Origin of the sequence: Sodalis endosymbiont of Henestaris halophilus (assembly GCF_900161835.1) — a bacterium.
Classification (GTDB): Bacteria; Pseudomonadota; Gammaproteobacteria; order Enterobacterales; family Enterobacteriaceae.
On record NZ_LT897836.1, the window covers coordinates 769,395 to 793,853 of the forward strand.

Consider the following 24,459-nt stretch of genomic DNA (forward strand, 5'->3'; position numbering starts at 1 on the left):
TCGAACTAGCAATAGTTAGCGAATAGATCTTACCAGGTTTGTGTTACTACTCTTTTTCATCTCTGAGGTAACTATCTTGCTTTTTCGTTTTAAAATAAATTTGGCCGGTTAATACTTTAATGAAAATAAATAAAAGTTTTCGCGACGAGGTATGTAGACTGGTCACTATTAATAAATGAGGCACGTTTACATGTCTAAATTAGAAATATCTTTTGCTGATCTAGGTATAAAAGTTCCTATCCTGAACGCGCTGATCGAGCTCGGTTATGAAAAACCATCACCCATACAGGTAGCTTGTATTCCTCATCTATTGGCTGGCAGAGACATACTGGGTATGGCCCAGACTGGCAGCGGTAAAACGGCGGCTTTCTCTCTGCCTCTTTTGCAGAATATAAATTCTGAACTGACTGCGCCCCAGGTACTGTTTCTAGCTCCAACCCGCGAACTAGCTATACAAGTTGGTCAAGCATGTGCCGATTTCTCTAAGCATATAAAAGGCATCAACATAGTTGCCCTGTACGGCGGTCAGAATTATGCAATGCAGTTGCGCGCATTGCGTCAGGGACCGCAGGTTGTGGTTGGCACCCCAGGCAGGTTGCTAGACCACTTAAGACGTGGCACGTTAGATCTATCTAATTTAAAGGGACTAGTACTTGATGAAGCCGATGAGATGCTGCGTATGGGCTTTATCGAAGATGTTGAAAACATCTTAGCCCAAGTGCCTGCACAGCACCAAACTGCTCTTTTCTCCGCTACCATGCCGGAAGAGATTCGTTGCATTACCCGCCGATTTATGAAAGAACCGCAGGAAGTTCATATTCAATCTAACATGACCACTATTCCAGATATTAGCCAGAGTTACTGGACGGTTAACGGCTTGCGCAAGCATGAAGCGCTAGTTCGTTTTCTGGAGGTAGAAGATTTTGATGCTGCTATTATCTTTGTGCGCACTAAAAATGCTACACTGGCAGTAGCTGAAGCGCTTGAGCATAGCGGTTACAACAGCGCTGCTCTTAACGGCGATATGAATCAGACACTGCGTGAGCAAACTCTAGATCGTTTAAAAGATGGTCGCCTTGATATTCTAAGCGCAACTGACGTAGCTGCTCGCGGACTAGACGTTGATCGTATCAGCTTAGTCGTTAACTACGATATTCCTATAGATTCTGCATCCTATGTACACCGCATTGGCCGTACTGGTCGTGCTGGCCGTGCGGGCAAGGCGTTATTATTTGTAGAAAACCGCGAACGCCGTCTATTGCGCAATATCGAACGTATCATGAAGCGGACTATACCAGAAGTAAAACTACCTACTGCTGAGGTGCTAAGCACCCGCCGTTTGGCCAAGTTTGCTGTGAAAGTGCAGAATCAGATGGAGAGTAGCGATCTAGATATGTACCGTACACTGTTAACTAAACTGCAGCCGGCGGGAGAATTTGATATGGAAAAGCTCGGAGCAGCTCTGTTAAAAATAGCTCAAGGAGACCGCCCACTGATTCTTCCACCTGATCCAGTTATTGAAAGACGCCCACGACCAGAATGCCGCGATCGTACTGCGCATCTGGATAGTAGTAAAAGATTATCTAGGCGTTCACGACGCGATGATGAAAAGGTAGATTTATACCGTATAGAAATTGGCCGTAATGATGGTGTCGAAGTACGCCATATAGTCGGCGCGATCGCTAAAACGGGAGATATAAGCAGTTGTTATATCGGTAATATTAAATTATTTGCCTCACATTCGACTATTGAACTGCCTAAAGGCATGCCAAGAGAAATGCTATCTAACTTTAATCGCACACGTATTCTAAATAAGCCGATGAATATGCAGTTTGTAGGTGAGGCACATTCACGTGGCAGCGAACGTCGACTCAGTCGTGACGGTCAGTTGACGCCGCGTCGAAACGATGACACCGTACCGGTCAGCCGGCGTCGTTTTAGCAGTTATGTATAATTGCCTGCGTGTAGTCAAAGGCATTATGGCAAAAGTCTCGAGTAGAAGACTGTTATTCTGAATGATAAAATATTTATCCATTTCTACTTTTGTTTCTTAGCGAGGGCTGTTATTTTCATAGTTAATTAATACTAAATAAACATTATACCAGTGGGGCATTTATATTGCTATAAGGATTTGTTCAATAAGTTTCTACTAATATAGTATCGATACTTATTATGTTTTAAGGATCCTAAATATCGGCTTTATCTAGATGTTATTTTACAGCTAATTTGTCGCCTCATGTCTTTAGTGTATTCTATAGGGCTACTGCGCCTGCTGATGTTTAATACTGTTATAGTTGCTGCGTTTAGTTGCTTTATAAAACAAAAAAGAAAAATTAACTAATAGCTTTTAGATTATTTAAGTAATTTAATAATTATCGTGGAGTTCGTAGAAATGTTTTGTCATGGGGGTTGTACTAGCAATAAATTCAGCATCTCTGCTAGACACAAGCAGCATTTTTGTAGCCGTCTAGTATATAATTACTGCAAATTTGTTTGGTTTTATCATTGATAAATGGGAGATCAAGAAAAGAGTCACTTTAAAATATTATTTGCCTAAGCATTGTTTGTAAATTAGAACCTAGAACCTAAGATCTCACTATCGTTAGATCTTTACATCCGTTAATTTATCAAGCTGAAGATTTCATAACTTTAGCTTATGTGGATTTTTGATATCTGCTTATTTGTAGTAAATTTTCTAGGTGTCTATCAGCAAACTGCGTTTTTTATAAATAATTAGTATCCAAATTCAGCGAAGTGACCATTTTCTGAGGTATTATTAATACAATACAGATTAAAAATCTGTTATAGCAATTTAACCAGGTTTATTTTTTAGTCTGTGAATTACCTAGACCTATTAGGTAAGTATGACATAAAAAGTACCTACGCTTTTAAGCGTGATTCTTTATTTTAAAGTATAAACATAGACTTATAGTCTTAGACTATAATTTATTCAAGGTGTTATGTCAAATATTTGTATGGCAATTACTATTTCATTCATTAAATTAAATATTAGTTAGGAAATCATTTCAACTGTTTATAGTATGGATTAAAAATTTTACTAATTGAATTAGTTATAAATAATTTAATGTAATATGATACTTCAGTCAGAAGCTGCTTTGTCGTAATACGTCTTATAGACATGGTAACAATTTTTCGATGCTTTTGTTTGCATAAATATATATTTTATTTAGAAGCTTAGCATTGTGAATGTTTATAAATAAAGTTTATTAATATTCGTGGCACAGCTTATTTATTATTTAAGAAATAACTAAAAATAAATTCGCAATGTTTTTTACATTCATGACATCTTAACAGTATAATTTTTTGAATAGGTATATAACTGCCCATAAATATGATAATTAGGCTTACAGCATGTTAAATGTATCGATACAAAAAGAGGACAAAAGAGTATTTCGTATATCTTAATGCTTTTACTAAATCATTTTTAAATCGCTGTTATACATTAGGATAAAAGATTAGATCTTACTAAACTCTGTTTATAGTGTGAATTTAAGATCAGATTATGCAATTTATGATACAGTTGATGACTGTTGAGAAGTAACTATAATTATCGGTTATTTCTGGTTTGGGAAGTTTTTGCGAGGTTATATCATAAGGTATTGCTGCAAATCGAAAAGTATCTAGTAAAAATGATAGATCTCCCTTGATGGAAAATAGTAGCAATTTTCCTCTGATGTGTTTACTTGGCATGAAATTAATGTTCCCGCTGCTTATCAAAATGATCAGATAATTTTATATCAACTTTCTTTTTTGGAAATTGATGTTGATATTTTATCGAGATACTACACGATGTTATTATGTGATTTATTTATCATTCTACTATGGTCATTAAGATTTCGCTGTTTAGCATTTTCTGTTATTTAGCTCATTTTATGTATTTTATTCCGTATGGGTATTAATTAATCCCATAGCGCCACTCTTTAAGATTCTTATTGCATTTTCTGCTTAGTGCTATGTTGGTATTAAACTGCTCTGCGGTTTAATATTATTTTACGTAGTAGCAATTATTCTGTCTTTTGTATTTGGTTTTTGCTTTCAGCGAGATACACTATGTGATAGTATAATGTATCTATACGCTCGGTTGAATCCACTGTTCAACATAGTAATTAAACATATTTTATCTTAACGAAAAGATAAGATTCTGGCGCTTTTACTTTTTCTCCCGTTTTTGTTTTACGCGTTTTATTATTATTGGCGAAAAGTAAAATACTCTATATGTAGTTAAGAAGCTACATAGTTGCGGCAATTAAGTAACAAACTAAAAAACGTATCAAAAATTGAGAGTGTAACGATTATAAATAATTATAAGTTATTAAATATAATTATCTCATAAACGGTTAATAAACCAAAATACTTTTACATGTGTTCAATAAAGTCTTGCTATAGCAATATACTATAGCTGATTATATTTATAATATTGCTTTCCTGATTTTTTATTTTTTTTCAAACTAAATTGAATAGTTTGATATTAGCAATCAGCTAATTGTTATTTGTGTTCTTTAATGATGTAGTAATATGACTAGCCATCACGGAGTAACCAGCTGTGGTTGCAAGTTAGTGTATTAATTAATAGTTAGTAAAAATGTAGCATTTAAATGTCGGTGTACCAATCAGGCTAATAATATCAAATAGATTTTCATCAGTGCTGCATGCTGAATTTTTTAAATGAATAACAGTGAAGTTAACACTAATATTGCCGGTTTATTTATTATATTATGTGTTAACTATTTCACCGTTGTTTTGCAGTAACTGAGGCACCACTTATAGTTTTGATCTTGATTTAATACATTTAAAGTTAATTGATTTTTATATTTTTCTTAACATTATACTTTATAAGACAATAACTTCTTAAAGAAGTAAAATATAAGCATTAAAATAATTAAATAAGGATTTTATAATGTTGCAGGTGATCACTAAATAATATAAAACTATCATGAAATCTAAAGCTGCAGGTTGTCTTACAATGTTAAGAGTTTGATGTTGATAAACCATAATTTTATTTATGTCGCTATTTATTTTAGATGTCTTACCTATTAGGTAGAGGTATCTATGTTTCGCATACCACATAAAGGCAATGCGTTACGTGCAAACAAAATAGTTGACTAGTTGTAGTATACATACTGTTCTTTTGATGTAAAAATTTTTATTTACGCTAATATTTTAGCATGCTGACTGCGGCAATAAAATAATTAAAGTGATATTAAAACCGATTACAGAATTTTGGCACATAGTTTTATAATTGATTATAAATATAATAAAAAATATAAGTGCTAAATTGAAGTATACTCTTGCAAAGATAAACATCTGTATGCGTTAATTATCTTGTTAATATTTATCTACATATTTATGTACTATGTAGTAGATCGTATAATATTTGTACATTTATAGAAATTACCATCTATGCTGACTTTAGCAAATATACTATCATGAGTATTTTATATAATTATTTATATCTTATGTTAGTACAGATAAGATCTAATACTGAAACTGCAATGTAATGTTTGACATACTAACTGATTAATTTTATATCAATTGTGTACTGACCTCATCGTTTAGCGCCATATAGCTGCGTTTATTATTAATGCTTCTTTTCTGCATCTTTAGTCAACAACTAGCTCATAGCATAGAAAGTTTAAAATGCTAGAACGATCCTCTGAGAATTGAACAAAACATAGTCGTTTATTTTCTACGACCTTCAAATCGCATATATAGTTCGATAACTAATGCAGTAGTCAAATCCACGCAGCTTAAACCTAAACGCGCCTTCTTGTGTTGCTCGGTTTAACGTAAGCACAAGATTGTGTTAACTGGTATTAATAACAATTGCTGCACGCACGATAAGTGTTGCTATGAACAAGCACGGTTGCCAAATTAAATATTAATGATATTATAATTTTCTCGTGAATAATTTATAGGTTAATTGGTAAATAATCAATGTTATTGAGGTCTGTATCTAACAGACGTAAAGATAATTAAGTATAAGAGCCTTAGAAGGACATTCTATTATTTTCTTCTAAAATTATTTAACTCCAGCCGTATGAATATTAGCTATTTTGATTATTTATTGAAACAAATATTTCAATACAATAAAATAATTATTGCAATGCCTATGATTATAAATGCATAGGCTGGTATTGTCCTATACTTCTTAATCTTAAATTTTGCTAATTACCCATTAATAATCATAGCAATGAATATTTCTTAATGGTTTTTAATCGTGTTAAAGTTTAAGTTTATCGTTAGTATCTGGTTTATGCGTGATAAATATCGTATCATCAACTTGATGGCGATTAATATATCGGTACGCTTACGGTCATGTATGACTGATTAACTATTAAAAATTCCGCCAATTTTTTGTCTATGCCGGATTATAGTAATAAAAAGGTATATTTGCGGTTGCAGTAAATCGTGGTCATTTGCTACTGGTGTAATATGTGTTGTTTAATCACTAGTAATCACTAAAGTATAATCGATATATAATCACAAAGTGACAGGCAGACAATTTCTATTACCTAAAGTACCAGGTAATACAATATAATGTTTTTCATATATTTTCTGCATAAGTTGCAGACTTCATCGAGTTTTGTATGCATTATATAATGCCTTATGGCGTACTAAGGCGGTTAGTTTAAAAACATATTTACGTTTTACATGGTACTCAGATATTTCGTGGTAACATTAATAAAGAGCAACTTGCAGCGCTTTATTCTCGACGGCAATTCCTATAGTTAACTATAAATACAGCATGTTTGTGTATGCACCTAAAATAAGAAATCAAAGTCCGCATTTGACTTCATTGCATTTGAGACAGAGATAATTAAAATATTATAAACGTAATCTTAATGTAAATTGCTGTATAAAGAATACGAGTTTATTTTTGTCTGAAACCGCCAGGATGGTAGTACGATCATAACAAATATAATTTTGATACCGAGGTTAATTAAAGCATGAATACATTTATTAGAATAACTTCTAATTAGAAGAATGTTGTTAGCTGGTAGAGTGATGGCAGAATGACATAATTAGTCATCATTATATACCTATTTTGAAAATAGAAAGACAATAGCATACAGTGAGCCTGCGTGGGTTAGGTTAGCATTTTTATACGCAGCGTTTATCATTTAATTATCATATTCAACATTCTAGACTACAAGCAGTATATGTTTCTGATTTTTGGATGTTGCGCAATTCATCACTAAACATCAGAAGCTAGAAAAGATAATCTTAATATCGGCAAACTATATTTATGGTAACGTGGCTATGTTATAACTTGACGGAACAGCGCCGTTACGAGCATTATAAGCATGCTTTTACGTAAATTTTGACTAAATTAATTTAATGCCGGTGTCCAATGAGCTATTGAAATAAATTGCAACAGCCTCAGGTCAAAGAATAACGCTACTCTTGACGTGCTATGGTATGCCCTAGTTAAGTATAACGCGTTAAATCTAAAGTTCACCAGTAAAACGAGAAAGATATTTAAGCGCGATTTTGAACAAGCACTATCAGTTTGCGATTTGTCGTATATAAAAAATTAATAGCAGAATCATTTTTTAACTAATCCTAAACGACTTTCGTGCATGAGATCGATCTACACACTCATTATTTTACGTCGCGTAACACTAATCATTTTAATGCTTATATAAGTCTATCATTAAAATATATAGGTGCGGTATTGCATATATGTAATGATTACACTGTAATAAGCTCATTAATACCGAGCTGTCTGTCAGAGACAAGCTAAGTCATTACTATAAACGATCGAGTGGTGATTTTAGGATAAATAGTCAAGCCTATGGTGGATGTTATCAGTTAGCGATTAAGACGTGGTATTAATAATCAAAAGACTGACAGGCAGCGTTGCCTACTTGTAGAGGAACAAAAACTGTGTAATTAGCATTACTATGAGCGTATACGTCTTTAAGATCAATCGGCAAAATTTTTGTTAACATCAAAAAAATTTGGCGTTATATTCATTTCTAGTTGTTGTGTACGCTTAATTATGATGTCATGGGTTAAGCACAAAAGCTAAAAAAAGAACGTTATGAGCATTATTATCGATTTGCGCTCTAACGGTAGAGATGTTTTCATTGAAGCAGTATCGCTTTGTGAGCTATTTATTTCCGATAAGTCCATAATACAGGTGTACGATATTACAAATAACGTCCGCGCGAGGTAAGCAATACTGATAATATTTTATATTATAAAGGATTGTTAATGTTGTTGGATAGTTTCCGGAACATCCACGTTAGAGATATCTGCTGCGGAGATGCGGGATTATTAGTCAAGAGTTTGTGGTTAGCTAACTAACTTTCGGTAAAAATCGGTATAAAATGTTACTTCTTAAGTTATATTGTGATCAGCTGTTGCAGAGGGAATAACTAGTTTACGGTCTATTTTTAATATATAGTTTTATAAATTTGATCAAGTTAACAGCAGCAATCATCGTACATGCGTGCTATTGGACATCATCTTAACCACTAATACCATAATTATCAAAATCGGTAAAATTATCAAGATAAGGTACTGTCAAGGACAGTATCAACGCTATCATTTATACTAAGATAAAATATTTAAAGTTGTTTTCGGCTGATTTGCTGAAATGCATCAAAAGCGTATCTCTGAAAACCCTAAATCCGGTATATTTAACAAGATATTGCACGTTTCCACATTATAAATAATAAACTAAATTGGGATTTTCTCAATATCGTCCAAGCATGATGAGTAGAATAACTCAAACAACATACGTTTACAGCGCACGAATAAGCAGATTAGATCTTATGTCAAAAAAGCTGGTCAAAATCATCCTTAATCTATTCCAAGGCTTATAAAGCGTTGGATTGTATCCAGATGCAATGATGTGCATCGCTTGGGATTTCGTTTATGTTCTAAGGCCATTACATATGATATTTTATTGGCATGACGTTTTATTCTTAAGACGGTTTTAAAGGTGTATCTAACCGTGGTCTTTCGCTACATGTAGGGAAAATAAATGAAATTTCAATTCATGTAAAAGTATATTTTTTAAGCTATTTGGCGGCACGTAATATTTTAAAATTTTAGTCGCAACCTTCGATTTATTTATGTAATAAATGTTCTTCTTCCAAAGAATTTGATATTTTATGGATACGTATCTCTCTTTTCCCTGCCCACTAACTTGGTAGTGAGATGATATTCGTAGTATTATATACGTATCTTTACTGAATTCCAATTTTCAGTGTCGCTAGATTAATTATAATAATCGTATTTTCGGTTTGAGCAGCACCTTTATTTCATTTTTCATATTAAAATGCATGGTGCTTCATTTAGATTAACTGTAAAGTGATTGAACAGCCGCGTAATGAAACTGCAAGCTAGTTGCTGCATATCGTTTGATAGAGTAAATGTAGCAGACAAATATTATCATACCTTATGTGGTGGTTGATCACGCGACTAATATGAATACGTGTGCTTTTACAATCCCCACGGGTACTAGATATTATGCCTTTTAAATAGGCATTAGCAGCACTAGTGTGCTAAAAAAGTGAACCGTACGATATATGGGATCCCTCTAGGAGGGAATAGCCCACTTAACTTGTTATATCGTTAATGGTGATATGTTGACTATATTCCTGATCCAGGGTGTCGTGAACTTTTTTATAATTTTAATATTACTTATCGTTGCTTAACTTGAGTTAAGAGTTTTATGTCTATTAAACCATGAAATAAGCTGAAATTGTAATAAAAATTTATATAGTCTATCGCACCGCTTTCATGGTGTTGGAATTGATGTTCGGCATACTTGCAAAGTATTATTACATTGTAGTTATCGCGAGTTTCAGTCTGATGTCAGTTAAACTAAATAGTGATGTCGGTTATTATAAATAATAAATAAGAGAAAATGATTATCGCGCTGCAATGGCTAAAGAGAAGTTATGAGCAAAAAAAGATAGTAGTTTGATAACTTTTTGTATATATGGCCCCAATAAAACTTTCAGCTAACTATTCATGCCTTATTCCCTGTTTGGTAAACTAACTACAGCAATGAGTGCTCTAAGATTATATAAAATAAATCGCAGCGGCCAAAGTAGCTGCTTAAATAATATACAGACTCATGGGGCAAACCATTAAATATTTTAATATGATTATCACAATGGTACCTGATGTCTAAGCTTATTTCTTCTAATATGATCTTTAGTTATTTATAGCGTGCTTACCAGCTTTACGCCAATATAATTTATCCTAACTATGAGGGAGCAGTTTGCCAAAGATAAGGCTTGGTTTATAGTACTGCCGATACGATGATAGTCGTATGTGCTATATAAATCCGAAGCCAAGGCTTTTGCGCATAATCAGACGCCCAAATGATTTCGCTAGTGGTTAGCGTGCGTTAAAACTAGGAAAATACATATGTCGCGATCTATATATATTTTAATATATTTATGTTAGTAATAAATTTTGCAGCAATACCACTATTAACATTATAGATAAAAGCAGATAAGCATAGAAATAGAAGGTAAACATGAGGAGAATACGTAGTGATAATACCACCGATAAAGCTCCTACCGTACTGTTTAAAACTTAAAGCAGTAAACACACTCTATGCTATCATCAGCATATTGATTGTTGCCGTACTAGCTGTTAAGAATACGCGTTACGGATATGATCCGTAATAACATGCTATTAATATTAATTAGCACTGCGCAGTCAAATATCTATAGGAGATAGGTATTAATCAGCAGTCATAAACTGCCAGACAATGCGCACGGCAAATAAAGGACGCTTAACCAATAAACTACTGAATACCCGCCAATTTATATTTGATGGATATGTTTATATTCGTAAATATTGCAAGGATGGCAAAGAAGAGCAATAAAATAATAATCAATACTTACTTGCATGTGATATTTAGCCACCTAAATTGATGGGTGGATAAATTAGCTTGTAGTGCACTGACATTGTTAGTTAAAGTGCCTGATAGCAATGTATTTTTTTTAAAACGCAATGAAGACATTTAATATAATTATTAAGACGAAGCTATTAAAGCTTATTGTTGGTCTAGATACATTAATATTGTAATATAATAAAAATTAAGAGTTGTATGTTTGTAACATTTTTATTATTAATGTTTTAACCATATAAAAACTGTTTGTGTAAGAAATGTTATTAACATTAATTAGTGAATTATGTTGCAAAATTGCCATTTTAAGGTTAAGCGACCTTGCTATTGTTTTTATAAACATTTTATGTTTTTAAACGCAAATCTTTTATAGATTAGCTATTAATATGATAATAGTAAAGTATATAAACAATTTTATTAAGTATTACTGATATTAAAGGTGTTCGACATCTTTTAAACGCTATGGTAAAACTTAACAATCGCACTTCTATATTTTTGGAAAATTAATAGTGTAAAGACACTATATACCATAGTTTCCTGCAAATAATCAAATACGTTTGCTACATTGCATAGAGAAAAATAGAAAAGATTCATTGATACTTAAGCTTTTTATATTAGTTACAAAAGCTATAAAAATTTATTTAATGCGTATTAGTAAAATTCAAATCGTGTGTTGACCAGCTTAACGAGAGAAACTATGCACTTGAGTATACTAGATGAAGATAGTATCATCTATGTATTCAATAAAATTGAATCTATTTAAAATTTACACACGTATTCGCTGGTTTAACCAGATTAAATCTGAACTAGTTTTGTAATTGTAAACATGACGTGTCTGATTCGTCTGTAATTCTAGTTAATGTAGTTTTTACCCTAAATATGGTTCTAATACCTCTATCCCCGTCTCCGATTAGCTTATGTTGAAATTATGTAGTAGCCTGTGTGCGTATAAGACGTAAATAAGAAAATAATACTTGTTTGTAATTTTGGTACCACATGTTTGATCACTGCTGTGATATCAAAATACGATCAGATTACATAGTTTTTCACGATTTTTATTTGTTTCTTGGAATACATTAAAATAATTATGTTAAATATTGCTTAGTGTCCTGTGTATCGTATCATAAAATGTTAGTTAATAATAACTATTAGCTTTAATGCCTTATTCACTTAACTAATTGATCTGATTTTAATGTAATTATTTACTTTGAAATAGAAATGACATACTTACTTTATTAAAAATTAGTAACTAAAGTTTGATCTAGTTGTTTGTAGCTAACAATAAAACAGATGCTAGTTTTTATTTATATAATTACTTTCACGGAAAAATGCGTAATGGTATATCAGCAAAGATGAAAACATTAACAGTTAGGCGCTCATCATGTTGCCATGACTAAATCTCGAGGCTGTGAGATTAAGTTATGGCCATGACCGATATCAAGTTAGAGTAATTAAATCCCTATTAAATTTAAGTTTATAATCACGCTTAGTTCTTTAGTGAAAGAAGTTTCATATTAATTTTAAATATGTACATATATAATATTAGATAATATCTTTATACATAGTATATCTTTCTAATATATAAGAAATCTTATCAGGATTTTTTAAAAAAAACTTTTAAATAGATATGCAAAAGTAAATTAATTAAAATTATGCTGCTTTGTCTTGCTTTTAGTTGTTAGTTATAAATAATTTGTATAATCAGTGAGATGATTTGTGGGAGCATGTGTTTTGGTGAATAAGTAAATGCATCAGCAATAGTGGTTTACAGATAGTTTTTTAACAATATTCTAATTAGAAGTGAAATGAATTAACTGGAAGTTAATATTTTTATATCTCCGACGCTTTTTAGCTTCGGGCAGAAGCATTTTTCTGTATTTCTCTTTGTATACTAGGTTAAATGGTTCTTTCTGAATTGCGTCAGTATCAAAGATAACAATGGTATAATCTTGCTAACTGAGTTTATCAAATAAAAAACGATCATACCGGTAATTTTAGCAAAACTGTTTTAGAGCATGTAATTCTTAAACCGGGTTATAATATATACGTTCTTATACTTAATATTTTACATTGAAATATTTTATTACTTTAACCTGTTTTGTAGGTTTGTGAATAATTTGTTATCACTGTTCGTTTTCACTCTTGACAAAAAGAGTACACGATCATGATCTAGACAAATTGCTGGTATGATTATGCTAAGTGTCACGATAATCTTATGAAGATTTACTAATCCGGATATGTTCTTGCTAGCGCTTTGGTGCTTAACGTTCTAACAAGGCAGAGTTTAAGGTTTGTACAAAGATATTGCTTTATGGGGTAAATCACCATACATGAGGGCAAACTATATGGTATATACTAAGCGCGCCTTTATATGCTAGTATTAATAGATGTTCTTCATTCAATACTGTTTGCTAGTTTGTTACGCAAAACATCGCTGACGAGACTCAGCGTCAAATAGTTGGCTATTTAATTTGTAATGTATAATAATAGATTATTATAATCGTTAGTGCTTTTGCATGATGCGGTAAATTTATAAGAAATTTTCTTGCTATAGCTATCAATTTAAATGTTTGTTGGCATGAAGATTGATTTATAACGGCACAATTGAGATTGTTTAATCTTGCAGATGCATCCTTGAATAAACTAAGACTACCATGATAAGTCGGTATGCTAGTAGTGGTGCTAACGTTGCTAAGGGCATTTTGTGTATAAAAACTTAACTGCTAATTTGGCTGGTGTGCGTGCTGTGGTGGATAATTAAATAAATTAGTGTGAGGATATGAGCTCCATGGCATTAGTAATAACTTACTTCATTTTTCTGTTATATCGTTTTAATTTTACTTTAAATATTAGGTTAATAACAAGATAGTCAGACGTATCCCCTCAGTAAGTAATACATATGCACATTTGATATTTTTTATTTATTTTGATGCATTAAGAATATATGATTTACTTTTGATTTGTTAATTAGCGCAGATGCTGCTACATCTTTTACGTTTCCTAAATACAATACTTATAAGTAGGTTTGACACTAACTAAAGGAAAAGGTTTTAGCCAATTTAACTTGTAATCTATTTGATCGTAATATTTTAACATAGTATTGCACTATATTACACACGGTTATAAAGCTTCAATTAAATTTTATTAATTAAGTTTATACTACAAAATATTTTGTATAAATAATGCATTAAATATAGATAAGGTCTGATGCTAATGTGATGTTTGTCATGTAATGACATACATCGTGTGTATAACCAAGTATAACATAAGGATCTTTAGCACTTTTTTAGACATGTAAAGTGCTTTATTTATAAATAGTAACCAGGTTACATACCTAGTCGCGAAAACTGTTATTCATTATTCATGTTAAAAGCATACGATCAGTGTTTTGATTATGTGCGACATATCCGGCCTTGATTAAAAATTTCTTGCCATTATTTACAGAGTATGTGATAACCCCAACTGAGTAAAACAAGGTATAGTGCTGTATATGAGTTGCATTTTCAGTAAAGGAGTTTTGCGTGTTGAAGATTTCGTTGCATACCACTTCTCTCTGCCAATCCTTATCTTATAGTGCCTCAAGCAGTAACGATTCCAGTTGATCTCTGTGTCGCTAAAGAGCGATTTCAATACTCCAAAGGAAATATGCAAGATGGCAAAAATAAAAGGTCAAGTGAAGTGGTTCAATGAATCTAAAGGTTTTGGTTTCATTACTCCGTCCGATGGAAGTAAAGATGTGTTTGTTCACTTTTCTGCTATTCAAGGTAACGGTTTTAAAACCCTGGCCGAAGGCCAGGGTGTGGAATTCGAAATCCAGGATGGTCAAAAAGGCCCTTCAGCAGTAAACGTAACTGCCCTGTAAGTCCAAGTTGCTGTTGCAATATTGGGTTATTTTATTTATAGATAAGCTATAACCTACCCAGCATGTTTTCAGACCCCTAAGCTGGGTGGGTTAACACTCTAGGGCCGCATAAGTTATTTATAGATAATACTTATTAGTAAAACTTCATTTACCGTACTTTCTTTTGACTTTTCCTGCCCCATCTCAATTTTTTGATGATCCGATATCTTAATTCTTTGTCGATACTATTTTACTATGCACTAGTATTTTTTTACTGCTTAAAGTGCAATACTAAATCTTCTCATTGAAGTTAAAGTAAGTATAACACCTTAATTTATTTATAAATTACTTACTTAACAAAGTATGTGTGATTGAATCTAGACTTAAAACAGTTAAATTAAACGCAAGAGTAAAACTTCTTTCTGGTGTCATCAACTTATAAGCAGATTAAATTTATGAGCAACGATATGTTTTTTCTTAAAATAAACCATTAAATTTTAAAACGATGACGTTTTTGATGTTGATATCGCATTTACCTAAAGTGGTTATGGGTAATCGATAAATGTAAAACGCAATACATAGTTGTATTGCTGCGCGATATTTCTAATGTTTATTAGGTGTTATTAAATAAACGGCGCTTGGTTACAGAAGTTCGTAAATATTTCGCCAGCTGTGGTGCTAGATTTTTATTCGCTCGCATACACTTGGCAGAGCAAGATGCTGTTAATTGTGCAATATTAGGTAATGACTAATTAAGTCATTTGATAGCTTGAGTACTTGCAATCGGTATAGCTCTATTGTTTTGCTATAGCGAATAACGAATAGCATGAGTCATTGATGAGATAACTTATTGTAAGTTGTAAAATAATAGTAAGATTAAATAGTTCTTGATTAGCGGTCTTCAATACAAAAACACGTTTTTATGGAAGACCGCAAAAAACTATCATAAACAGTAAAAAACCGAAATAAAATTTTTTCAATTTTTTTTTGCTTGTGGGCTTACAGGCCTAGTAATCCCATCCAGTAACCAAAAATTCCGATGATGAAAAAACCCATAATAATCCATAGAGAATTCACTTTGTTGCGTAGCAGCCACATACAACTTAAGGTAAGTAACAGTGGCACAAGACCCGGCATTACTTGATCTAGAATCGACTGAATGGTCGTGACTGTAGTATGCCCTTCGGAATTAGTAAGACTTGATACGACTACGGGTATATTTACATGAGTCCATTTATTTACTAACGCCCCCATGACAAACAACCCTAGGATTGATGCTCCTTCTGTCATTTTTTGCAGGAAGCCACCATCCATATCGTTAACGATATGGATGCCTTTACGGTAGCCGTAGGTTACGCCGTAATAGCGGGTTGCTAACCGCACTAAATTAAACAAAAAGAAAAATAAAAACGGACCGAACCAACTACCGCTTAATGCGATGCTAGCACCAAGAGCAGCTAATATTGGCCTTACAGTGCCCCAGAATATTGGATCTCCGATCCCTGCCAGCGGTCCCATCAAGCCCACTTTCAGCCCGTTAATAGTGGCCTCATCAATTGAAACACCGTTAGCGCGTTGTTCTTCCATAGCTATTGTTACGCCCAATACCGGAGCAGCTACATAGGGATGAGTATTAAAAAACTCTAAATGTCGTTTGATTGCCTGTTTACGCTCATCGTTATTTTCAGGATACAGGCGACGAATTACTGGCACCATAGAGAAACAAAAACCAAGAGCCTGCATGCGTTCAAAGTTCCAGGATCCCTGAAAAAGGTTTGAGCGCATAGATACTTTGCACAGATCACTAGTTGTTAGTTTTTTGGTACTTATAATAGTTGTAGTATCTACCATCTATTTTACCTAAATTTAATCTAGTTCATTATCGATATTGTTAGCATTCTGCGTCGATGCATTTTGGTCGGTGACCTGTTTGTAACGCGGGTTAAGCTGGATGTAGATAATTGCCATGATCACGCCGATGATTCCCATCGCTACTAGGTTAAAATTGGTGAATGCTGCAGTTACAAAGCCCAGATAAAAAAATGGCATCAAATAACCTGCACGCATCATGTTAATAACCATAGCGTAACCTACCACCACAATCATGCCGCTGGCGACATTTAGGCCGTTGGTGACAATTTCTGGAATAGAACTAAGCATGTTATGTACGGTGTCGGTACCAACTGACACACCCACGATTACCGCAGGAATAGCAATACGCATGGCCTGCAAAATCAGCGCTGAAACATGAATCCAGCTTAGCGCTGTCAGATTGCCGCGATTTGCTGCGCTATCGGCTGCATGTTGAAAGGCAACGGTAATGGTGCGCACAATTATGGTGAGTACTTGGCCAGCAGCTGCCAGTGGAATAGCCAGCGCAATACCGGCACCAATGCTTTGGTTACCTGCAATGACTAGAATGGTAGAAATAATAGACGCAAGCGCAGCATCTGGCGCTACCGCAGCGCCAATATTCATCCATCCCAGAGCGATCATTTCTAAGGTTGCGCCGATGATAATACCGGTTTTTATGTCACCTAAAACTAAACCAATTAAGGTACAAGCCACCAACGGACGGTGAAACTGAAATTCGTCGAGAATAGATCCCATGCCTGCAATACAGGCAACGAAGAATATCAGTACAATTTGAAGCGTGGTGATCTCCACTGTATATGCCTCTTACTTTTATACATATGAGTAATTAATAACATTTCTACGCAATCTTACGCTTTTATATGGTTATTATGTGACTTAAAACTTAATTGCCGAGTTTCTAGTTTTTTAATTAAATCCATCATTTTTAGCGGAGTATCGCTATACACTTTACGTACTTCCAGTTCAATCCCGCGTTCGTTAAGTGTTTTGAACACCTCAATATCTTTTTTATCTACCGAAACAGCATTATTCACCTGGGTCTTGCCTTGGCGAAAAGCCATGCCTCCAATGTTGACAGTAGTAATTAAAACACCACCATTAACTATACGCAAGACGTCTGTCGGATTAGTAAATAACAACATAACGCGATCATTAGCATATTTGGGGTTGTTGTAAACGCGGATAGCTTTTGCTACGTCAACCACATGAGCTGTAACTCCCGGAGGTGCCACCTGGGTAAGCAATGTTTTGCGCACCTTATCCGCGGCTACATCATCGCTGACTACGATGATACGTTTAACGTTAGTTTCTTTTGTCCAGCCAGTGACTACCTGACCATGGATCAAGCGGTCGTCAATACGTGCCAAACTGATGATCATACGGCGACTTTGAACGTCTGTTGCACCTGTTGTGGGGGCTAGCGCTTCAGAGGATGGAGCATCCTGTCTATCTTCTTGATTTTTGAGGGCTTTTATGCCCATACGTCCTGTATCCATCGCAATGCCAACTAATTCCTGGAATAAAGGATTATCATCTCGGGCCATAAAAGTTTCAAGTAGCATAGGAACATTTACACCGGTAACGATGTCATGATTTTTCTTATCTGTGACAACTCTGTTAGCGGCATTAAATGGACTGCCTCCCCACGTATCGACCAGAAATAACACACCTGCTACGGTATCAAGATCCTCTAAACTAGCAGTATATTTTTCAATCAATGTTTCAGTATTGTCTCCAGGGATGCAACCGATCCAGGCGACATTTTTTTGTACGCCTAAAATCATTTCCGCTGTTTTTAGTAATTGCTCGGCTGCTGACCCGTGAGTGCCAATAACAATAGCAATACTCACTAATATCTCCTCTAAATTTGATAAAACAAATTATGTTGGCATCTCAACAACCGTGTCTAGATGCCTAAAATATTTGGTGGTATAATACTTACAAAATCCGGAATTAGATAAAACTAACAGACATCTGTGTTACAGATTAATCTTATTCAGCTATTAACTTTTATAAGCATACGCTTATAATTAGCATACATTAAGTAAATCACAATTTATTTTAGTGTGTGAAAAATAAAATTGTGACAATGCTCAGTTATTTGCCTACTAAAATAGATACAAGTAGGCAAAAGAGAGTAACTAAATATGACTAAACGGCTTGAACTAAAAAGTTTTGTTCCAGACGACGCATCCCTGATATACTACAAAATTTCAGTGATAAAAGGGAGCAAGCAACCATCAGATGGATTATCAACGCAGCCGTTTAATTATTTTTCCGCCACCGCGGTTATTATTATCCTTTCTACTGGTGTTTCGTGCTAGTTCTGTTTTTCTTAATTCCTGATTCTGTTTTTTCAGGAAGATTTGTCTATTAATAAGGACTGCCCCTGTGCTTTTGCCGGCTAAAGATGTGGTTTAACCCTGTAATCATTACAGCCTGATACCTTACGAGCCTGATACTTTAGGTGGATCCTGTGATGGAAGTCTTAATTAACCCCTCAATTGGGGTGGGGTTATTAGCTCTAATCGTATTAGAGATTATTCTAGGAATCGATAACGTAGTCTTCATCGCTATCCTTACGGATAAACTCCCGCCCCAAAAGCGCGATCGCGCGAGGGTGGTAGGTCTGTCGTTAGCTTTGATAATGCGCCTTTGTTTGTTATCGCTGATTTCTTGGATTGTAACGCTGACGTATCCATTACTTACTTTGGGCGACTTGTCATTTTCTGGCCGTGACATAATCCTACTTTTCGGCGGGATTTTCCTTTTATTCAAAGCAACCACAGAACTGCATGAACGTCTGGAAAATAAAGAGCACAACAACAGCGTTTGCCGCAATAAATATACTAGATTTTGGGCAGTAGTAGTGCAAATAGTTATACTAGACGCGGTATTTTCTCTTGATGCAGTCATCACGGCGGTAGGAATGGTTAACAATTTGCCCGTCATGATGACCGCTGTGGTGATTGCCACTGCGATTATGCTGCTAGCGTCTCGTTCATTGACCAGTTTTGTAAACTGTCATCAAACTGTGGTGGTGCTGTGTCTCAGTTTCTTACTTATGATAGGTTTCAGTCTTATTGTCGAAGGATTTGGTTTTCATATTCCGAAAAGCTACTTGTATGCAGCTATTGGTTTTTCAATTCTTATAGAAATGTTTAACCAAATAGCGCGCCGTAATTTTATTAAAAATCAGTCGGTCAAGCCGATTCGCGAGCTTACAGCAGAATCAATTATGCGTCTGATAGGTAAAAAGGTACAGCATGAAATCAACGAGGATAATTTGGCTCAAGATTTTAAACAAGCTCATTTCTCTGCCGAAGAACTCAATATGATTACCCGTGTGTTATCACTGTCATTGAGCAGCGTTATGACGCCGCGCAATGAGATTGCTTGGCTGGACTGCCAGCGTTCAATTGAGGAATTGCGGTTAACATTGATGGAAAAGCCACATAATATGTTTCCAGTCTGTAAAGGAGAATTAGACCAGATTATTGGTGTCGTGCGGGCTAAGGATTTAATAATGGCTGTGAATAATGGGGAGCAAGTAAAATCTTACGCCGCGTCTAACCCGGCGATCGTAGTTTCGGAAACTTTAAATATTTTGGGGTTGCTAGAGGAATTACGCGGGGCTAAAGACAGTATAGTGCTAGTGTCCAACGAGTTCGGTATTGTTCAAGGGTTGGTAACGCCGCTGGACGTGCTAAAAGCAATTGCTGGAGAGCCTTCCGACGAGGATAAGACGCCTGAAATCAAAATTCACGCGAATGGCTGGCTGGCAAAAGGCGGCACTAACTTGCATGCGTTACAACAGGCGCTTAACACCCGTGTGCTGACGCGCGGGCGGGGTAGTGTTGCCTCGTTGTCTGGGTTATTATTGTCTCAGTGCGATCAAATGCCAATAGAGGGACAAGTACTGACATTCGACGAGTGGCATTTTACCATTCGTCAGATGGTTGAGTATCGCATAGAACTTGTGTGGATTGAGCGTCTGGCACCGTGGCACCGCGAGAATTGATAATAAAGACAATAAGCTACTAAATGGTGTGCTGTACTTTATTTTGCCGATTCTGGCATATGTAATGTGTTAATTCCTTCCTCAGCATTGTTTTTATTTATTTTTTTCTGATTAAAAGTTAATATTATAAACCAAGGTATGACTTGTTAGACCCACCTATTAAGCTAGGCAGCATTACTTTTTTATTCACCTTAAAGTTTTAAAAGTTGCCCTAGTTATCGTACTAAACGACTGAATGGCATCTTGCTAATAAATATAATTCGTGATTTTTTCGGTGTGTTGCATTAATGCTCTTATAGGTTTTATATTAGTTAAATAACTTTATCGAGTTTATATACGCAGTGCTTTGCTATTAACACAAATCCATTTAGCACAAGGCAATTGATTGCGCTTTCATCGCAGCTAAAGCGATGCTGTCCCATGAACAGTATCTGAACTTTGCTTGCATATCGGTCTTCGCTGCATTGACCGGCATATCCTCCGCTAAGACAAAACCTATTAATTAAGTTTACTCTAAATGCATCAAGGAAGATAGGTTATTAAATGCTTCGTATTACCTGAGTGTAATAAAACAAACATCCGCTGCTTTTCTAATAGCACGTTTCCGTTATATTTAAGCCACGATAAAGACAGGCGCGACTGGGTTTGTCCAAAAAAAGGGCGGCAAATTAGCCGGCTAGTTCTGCAGGTTTGTTAGTAAAAATGCGTTGCAAAATGAGAGGTCAGGTTATTTTTCACGGAATAGTTATTTGGTAGTATTCTAGCAATTGCTAAGAGCTGGAAAAATGCAAGGAACGTGTTGAACTTTGTGCACTACGTCCTCACTAATGTGTGATTACTCCACGAGCAATCCCTTGTTGATAAAAGCATAACTTTATAATTATAAGAGCAATAATCTTTTACGAATATTTAAATATTCATCCTATTTTAGTACTACCATAGGTAGATATAGTGAATCGCTATGTTGTTTTTTTCTTGGAAAGTTTATTTTATAGGAAATATTGGTCAATATTATCCGCTATCGTTGGGTGTCGTTACGTAAAAACACTGCATTAGTAGCTTTTTTACTGTATCGGGGGGGGAAGGGGCTTTTGCTGTCTATGACAAGGATGATTGCCTAATCAATATAGTCTTTCATATTTCTAGTTAGGTTCAGAGAGCTATCAACCTCGCCTACGATACGTTCGACATAACGTTAGCAAAATTTTTCGATCAAATCGTTCGCAAATCAGTGACCCACTATCATCGAATTTAATCTATGAGACTTAATATATTAATATCACTTTTGAGTGTATTAAAAGCTAATCAAATTTGATATTTCAAAAACCTTTATAAGGCAACGAATATGTGACATTAATTTTATTATAATAATTAAATGCGTTAAAAATTTTGTATTGATGAAATCACTGTCAAAATAATTAGTAGTAATCAATTTTGTAATTACCCATGCCTGCATAGGCCATTACGCTTCAGTTTTAATATTATTAAAAGTTAACTGCTTGTTAAAACTAATTTATTAATGTTGTATTCGACTTAATACTAATTGCCTGTGATAAAATCTCTGTCAAAGGCATCTTAAGTTGTTCGTCATTTCTGCTTTGCTAGCTACCTATGTTTAAGCTTCATGTAGCGCGGGCTAATCGTGTAATAATCGGGAGAGAGGTTTATCTGTTTTATAATTAGGAAAAACCTTAGTCTGCATGCTTACACTAAAAACGCGCTGCTTCGAGTAAGCAGCGACGACGGGGTGGTATTGCAAATAATTGGAATTAACACCGCTATTAGCAATGATGTCAGTTGACGTTGCTCGTTTCCAGCCACAGTTTTAAAATAAATAATAAACTTTTAATCGAGAAACGGTAGTAACTAGTAGATCTTTTAATCCTTCTCTAGATATTACGAATATTTTGCATATTTAACGTTGTTGAAGATAAAATCGTTGCCAAAGATGAGATGAATATAATAACTAACCTCCATTAGGTGGGGTACGGATAGTAATGTTAATATTCATGTGCAAGCGGAAGATGCTGCGACATAATTGCTTGAGGCTGTCGATTATTTATATTACTTGCACTTTAGTCACGTAGGTAAAGGAGTTCTATGAGACGCAAGGCGTTTACAGGTTGCCGCGAGTGCGCTACTTTGCCAAAGTAGCAGTAAATAAAAGTGTTAATAATGCCATACATGATCGTAACGACCTACGATACATAACAAAATAGCAAAGGTACACGCACGTTGCCTAATTTTACCAGGTTGCTGAAATCGTTACTCAACAGATTTACTATAATTATTAAATTTTACTCAATCTTTGGTGAAGATTGATTTGCTATACTAGGCGCAGGTTATATGGGTCGCGCCAAATAATACCGGACAGATTAAATAGTTTCGTCGGCTCGCTGGTCATCAAGTAAGAAAAAGTGCGGGATCGTCATAACTCACAATAGTAATTGTGTAATAATGAATGCACAACTATAAATGGTAGTTAGACATTTACAGTTATGACAGATTGTGTTGCAATTGCATTGGTAAGGTTTTAATTCCATGATCGCAATCAGAGCTAAAATAGCTAAATGCAATACCTTAAAAAACTAATTACATATTAATCTTGACTGTTATTACCTGTCACTGCGTCAATTTCTTCTGGCTAGCGCAAATAGGGGGCTCAATTCGGATTGAGTAATTTTATTCTTTCGGTTGATATCGATCATGCCGTCACATATATCAGAGTGACTATGTGCACGTATATTAAAATATTGTAAACAAAGGCCGGATTATTCGTCGTGACCTTATTTTTATTCAGCAGTATCGACTAAATGATTTAACTAGTGGTCTGTTAACTAGAAGTTAACCACATCAGCGAAATAGTCATTTATGTTTATAAATGCATAGGAAATTAAAGCTCAAAAAACTTTAATATTGTTCTTAGAGTAGAATTTTTACTATATAAATTTCAATTATATAGTAACGCATTTTTATAATAACTAACTTTTATAATGCATCGATGATCTTGGTTTCAATTTTATAGTGTTACATTTATTGGATTCCCCTAACCTGTACATCACCATGTATAACGATCTGCTTAGATCTAGTTATTTTAAACAATATTTATCTTAACGCAATCCGTAACATCAGGTAAAAGGGAATTAGGGGAGATATCAGACTTTTCTACGGTATCGTCGCATAAATACTACTTATTCTCTGGTAACCAGCGCTTAATATAATTGTTTTACATCAATGATATTAAATATAAATATATAGCGGTAACTATCATGGATACTAATGTTATTAGTGACTAACTACTATCTTTGCCTGACAGATAGTAGTAGCAAAAGCGGTTTGGATGAATTAATTTACAGCTATTATACGATAGCTTTCGATAAAGTGCATTAACTGCTAGATATCGCGCAGTTTAGTATTTTTTGGTCAGCAGTGCACTAGCCTGCTACATCCTAAATTTAGCGCGCGATATGACGGTGGTTTACCTTACTAATGCTTTAGACATAACGTTTTTGAAAAAGAGAGTTAGCTAGCTGTTTATCTGCGACAAAGGTTTTTCTAGCTTAGGGTGGGATAGTACCCCTTAATCTTTTTTAAGGTTTTAGAAGGCTGTGTTAATCCCCTGTTTGCAAAGCGAACGATACTGCTATGATTACGAACTAAAATTATTTTATAATGCAGCGAAGCTTTACTTAATAGGGCGCGTTTAAATGTATGACTATAATAAATCCTTATAGGCTCTTCTAGCCAAATACTTTGGAATACCAGTGATCTGCAATTAGTTGCTAATACTAATGATTATAATCAATATATATATAACACACA

General features: G+C 34.5%; 7 protein-coding genes. 4 read left to right on the plus strand and 3 right to left on the minus strand.

Annotated elements, in window-relative coordinates; all coding sequences use genetic code 11:
* The first annotated feature begins 190 nt into the window (after positions 1-190).
* The 3 genes from HBA_RS01635 to cspE all read left to right on the plus strand — a co-directional run bounded on the left by HBA_RS01635 (position 191) and on the right by cspE (position 14,762).
* Complete coding sequence (locus HBA_RS01635) at positions 191-1,954, plus strand: DEAD/DEAH family ATP-dependent RNA helicase (protein ID WP_097032301.1); 1,764 nt, start codon at positions 191-193, stop codon at positions 1,952-1,954.
* Between the two features lie 6,111 nt (positions 1,955-8,065).
* Complete coding sequence (locus tag HBA_RS03595) at positions 8,066-8,200, plus strand: hypothetical protein (RefSeq protein WP_457920937.1); 135 nt, start codon at positions 8,066-8,068, stop codon at positions 8,198-8,200.
* A gap of 6,352 nt (positions 8,201-14,552) precedes the next feature.
* Positions 14,553-14,762, plus strand: coding sequence for a transcription antiterminator/RNA stability regulator CspE (cspE, locus tag HBA_RS01640; RefSeq protein ID WP_097032302.1), 210 nt, complete (start codon positions 14,553-14,555; stop codon positions 14,760-14,762).
* Positions 14,763-15,740: 978 nt separating this feature from the next.
* Here the strand turns inward: cspE and HBA_RS01645 are convergent.
* Genes HBA_RS01645 through manX form a run of 3 tightly spaced genes read right to left on the minus strand, consistent with a single transcriptional unit; the run spans position 15,741 to position 18,466 of the window.
* A complete protein-coding gene (locus tag HBA_RS01645; RefSeq protein ID WP_097032303.1) occupies positions 15,741-16,592 on the minus strand; it encodes a PTS mannose transporter subunit IID in 852 nt (283 codons plus the stop codon).
* A gap of 15 nt (positions 16,593-16,607) precedes the next feature.
* Entirely contained in the window at positions 16,608-17,408 is an 801-nt protein-coding gene (locus HBA_RS01650; RefSeq protein WP_097032304.1) for a PTS mannose/fructose/sorbose transporter subunit IIC, read from the minus strand.
* Positions 17,409-17,464: 56 nt separating this feature from the next.
* Positions 17,465-18,466, minus strand: a complete 1,002-nt coding sequence (gene manX, locus HBA_RS01655) for a PTS mannose transporter subunit IIAB (protein ID WP_097032305.1) — start codon at positions 18,464-18,466, stop codon at positions 17,465-17,467.
* 629 nt (positions 18,467-19,095) lie between these two features.
* Here manX and HBA_RS01660 point away from each other — a divergent pair.
* The gene (locus tag HBA_RS01660) at positions 19,096-20,637 is read left to right on the plus strand and encodes a TerC family protein (protein ID WP_097032306.1); all 1,542 of its coding nucleotides are present in this window, start codon (positions 19,096-19,098) and stop codon (positions 20,635-20,637) included.
* The last annotated feature ends 3,822 nt before the right edge of the window (positions 20,638-24,459 follow it).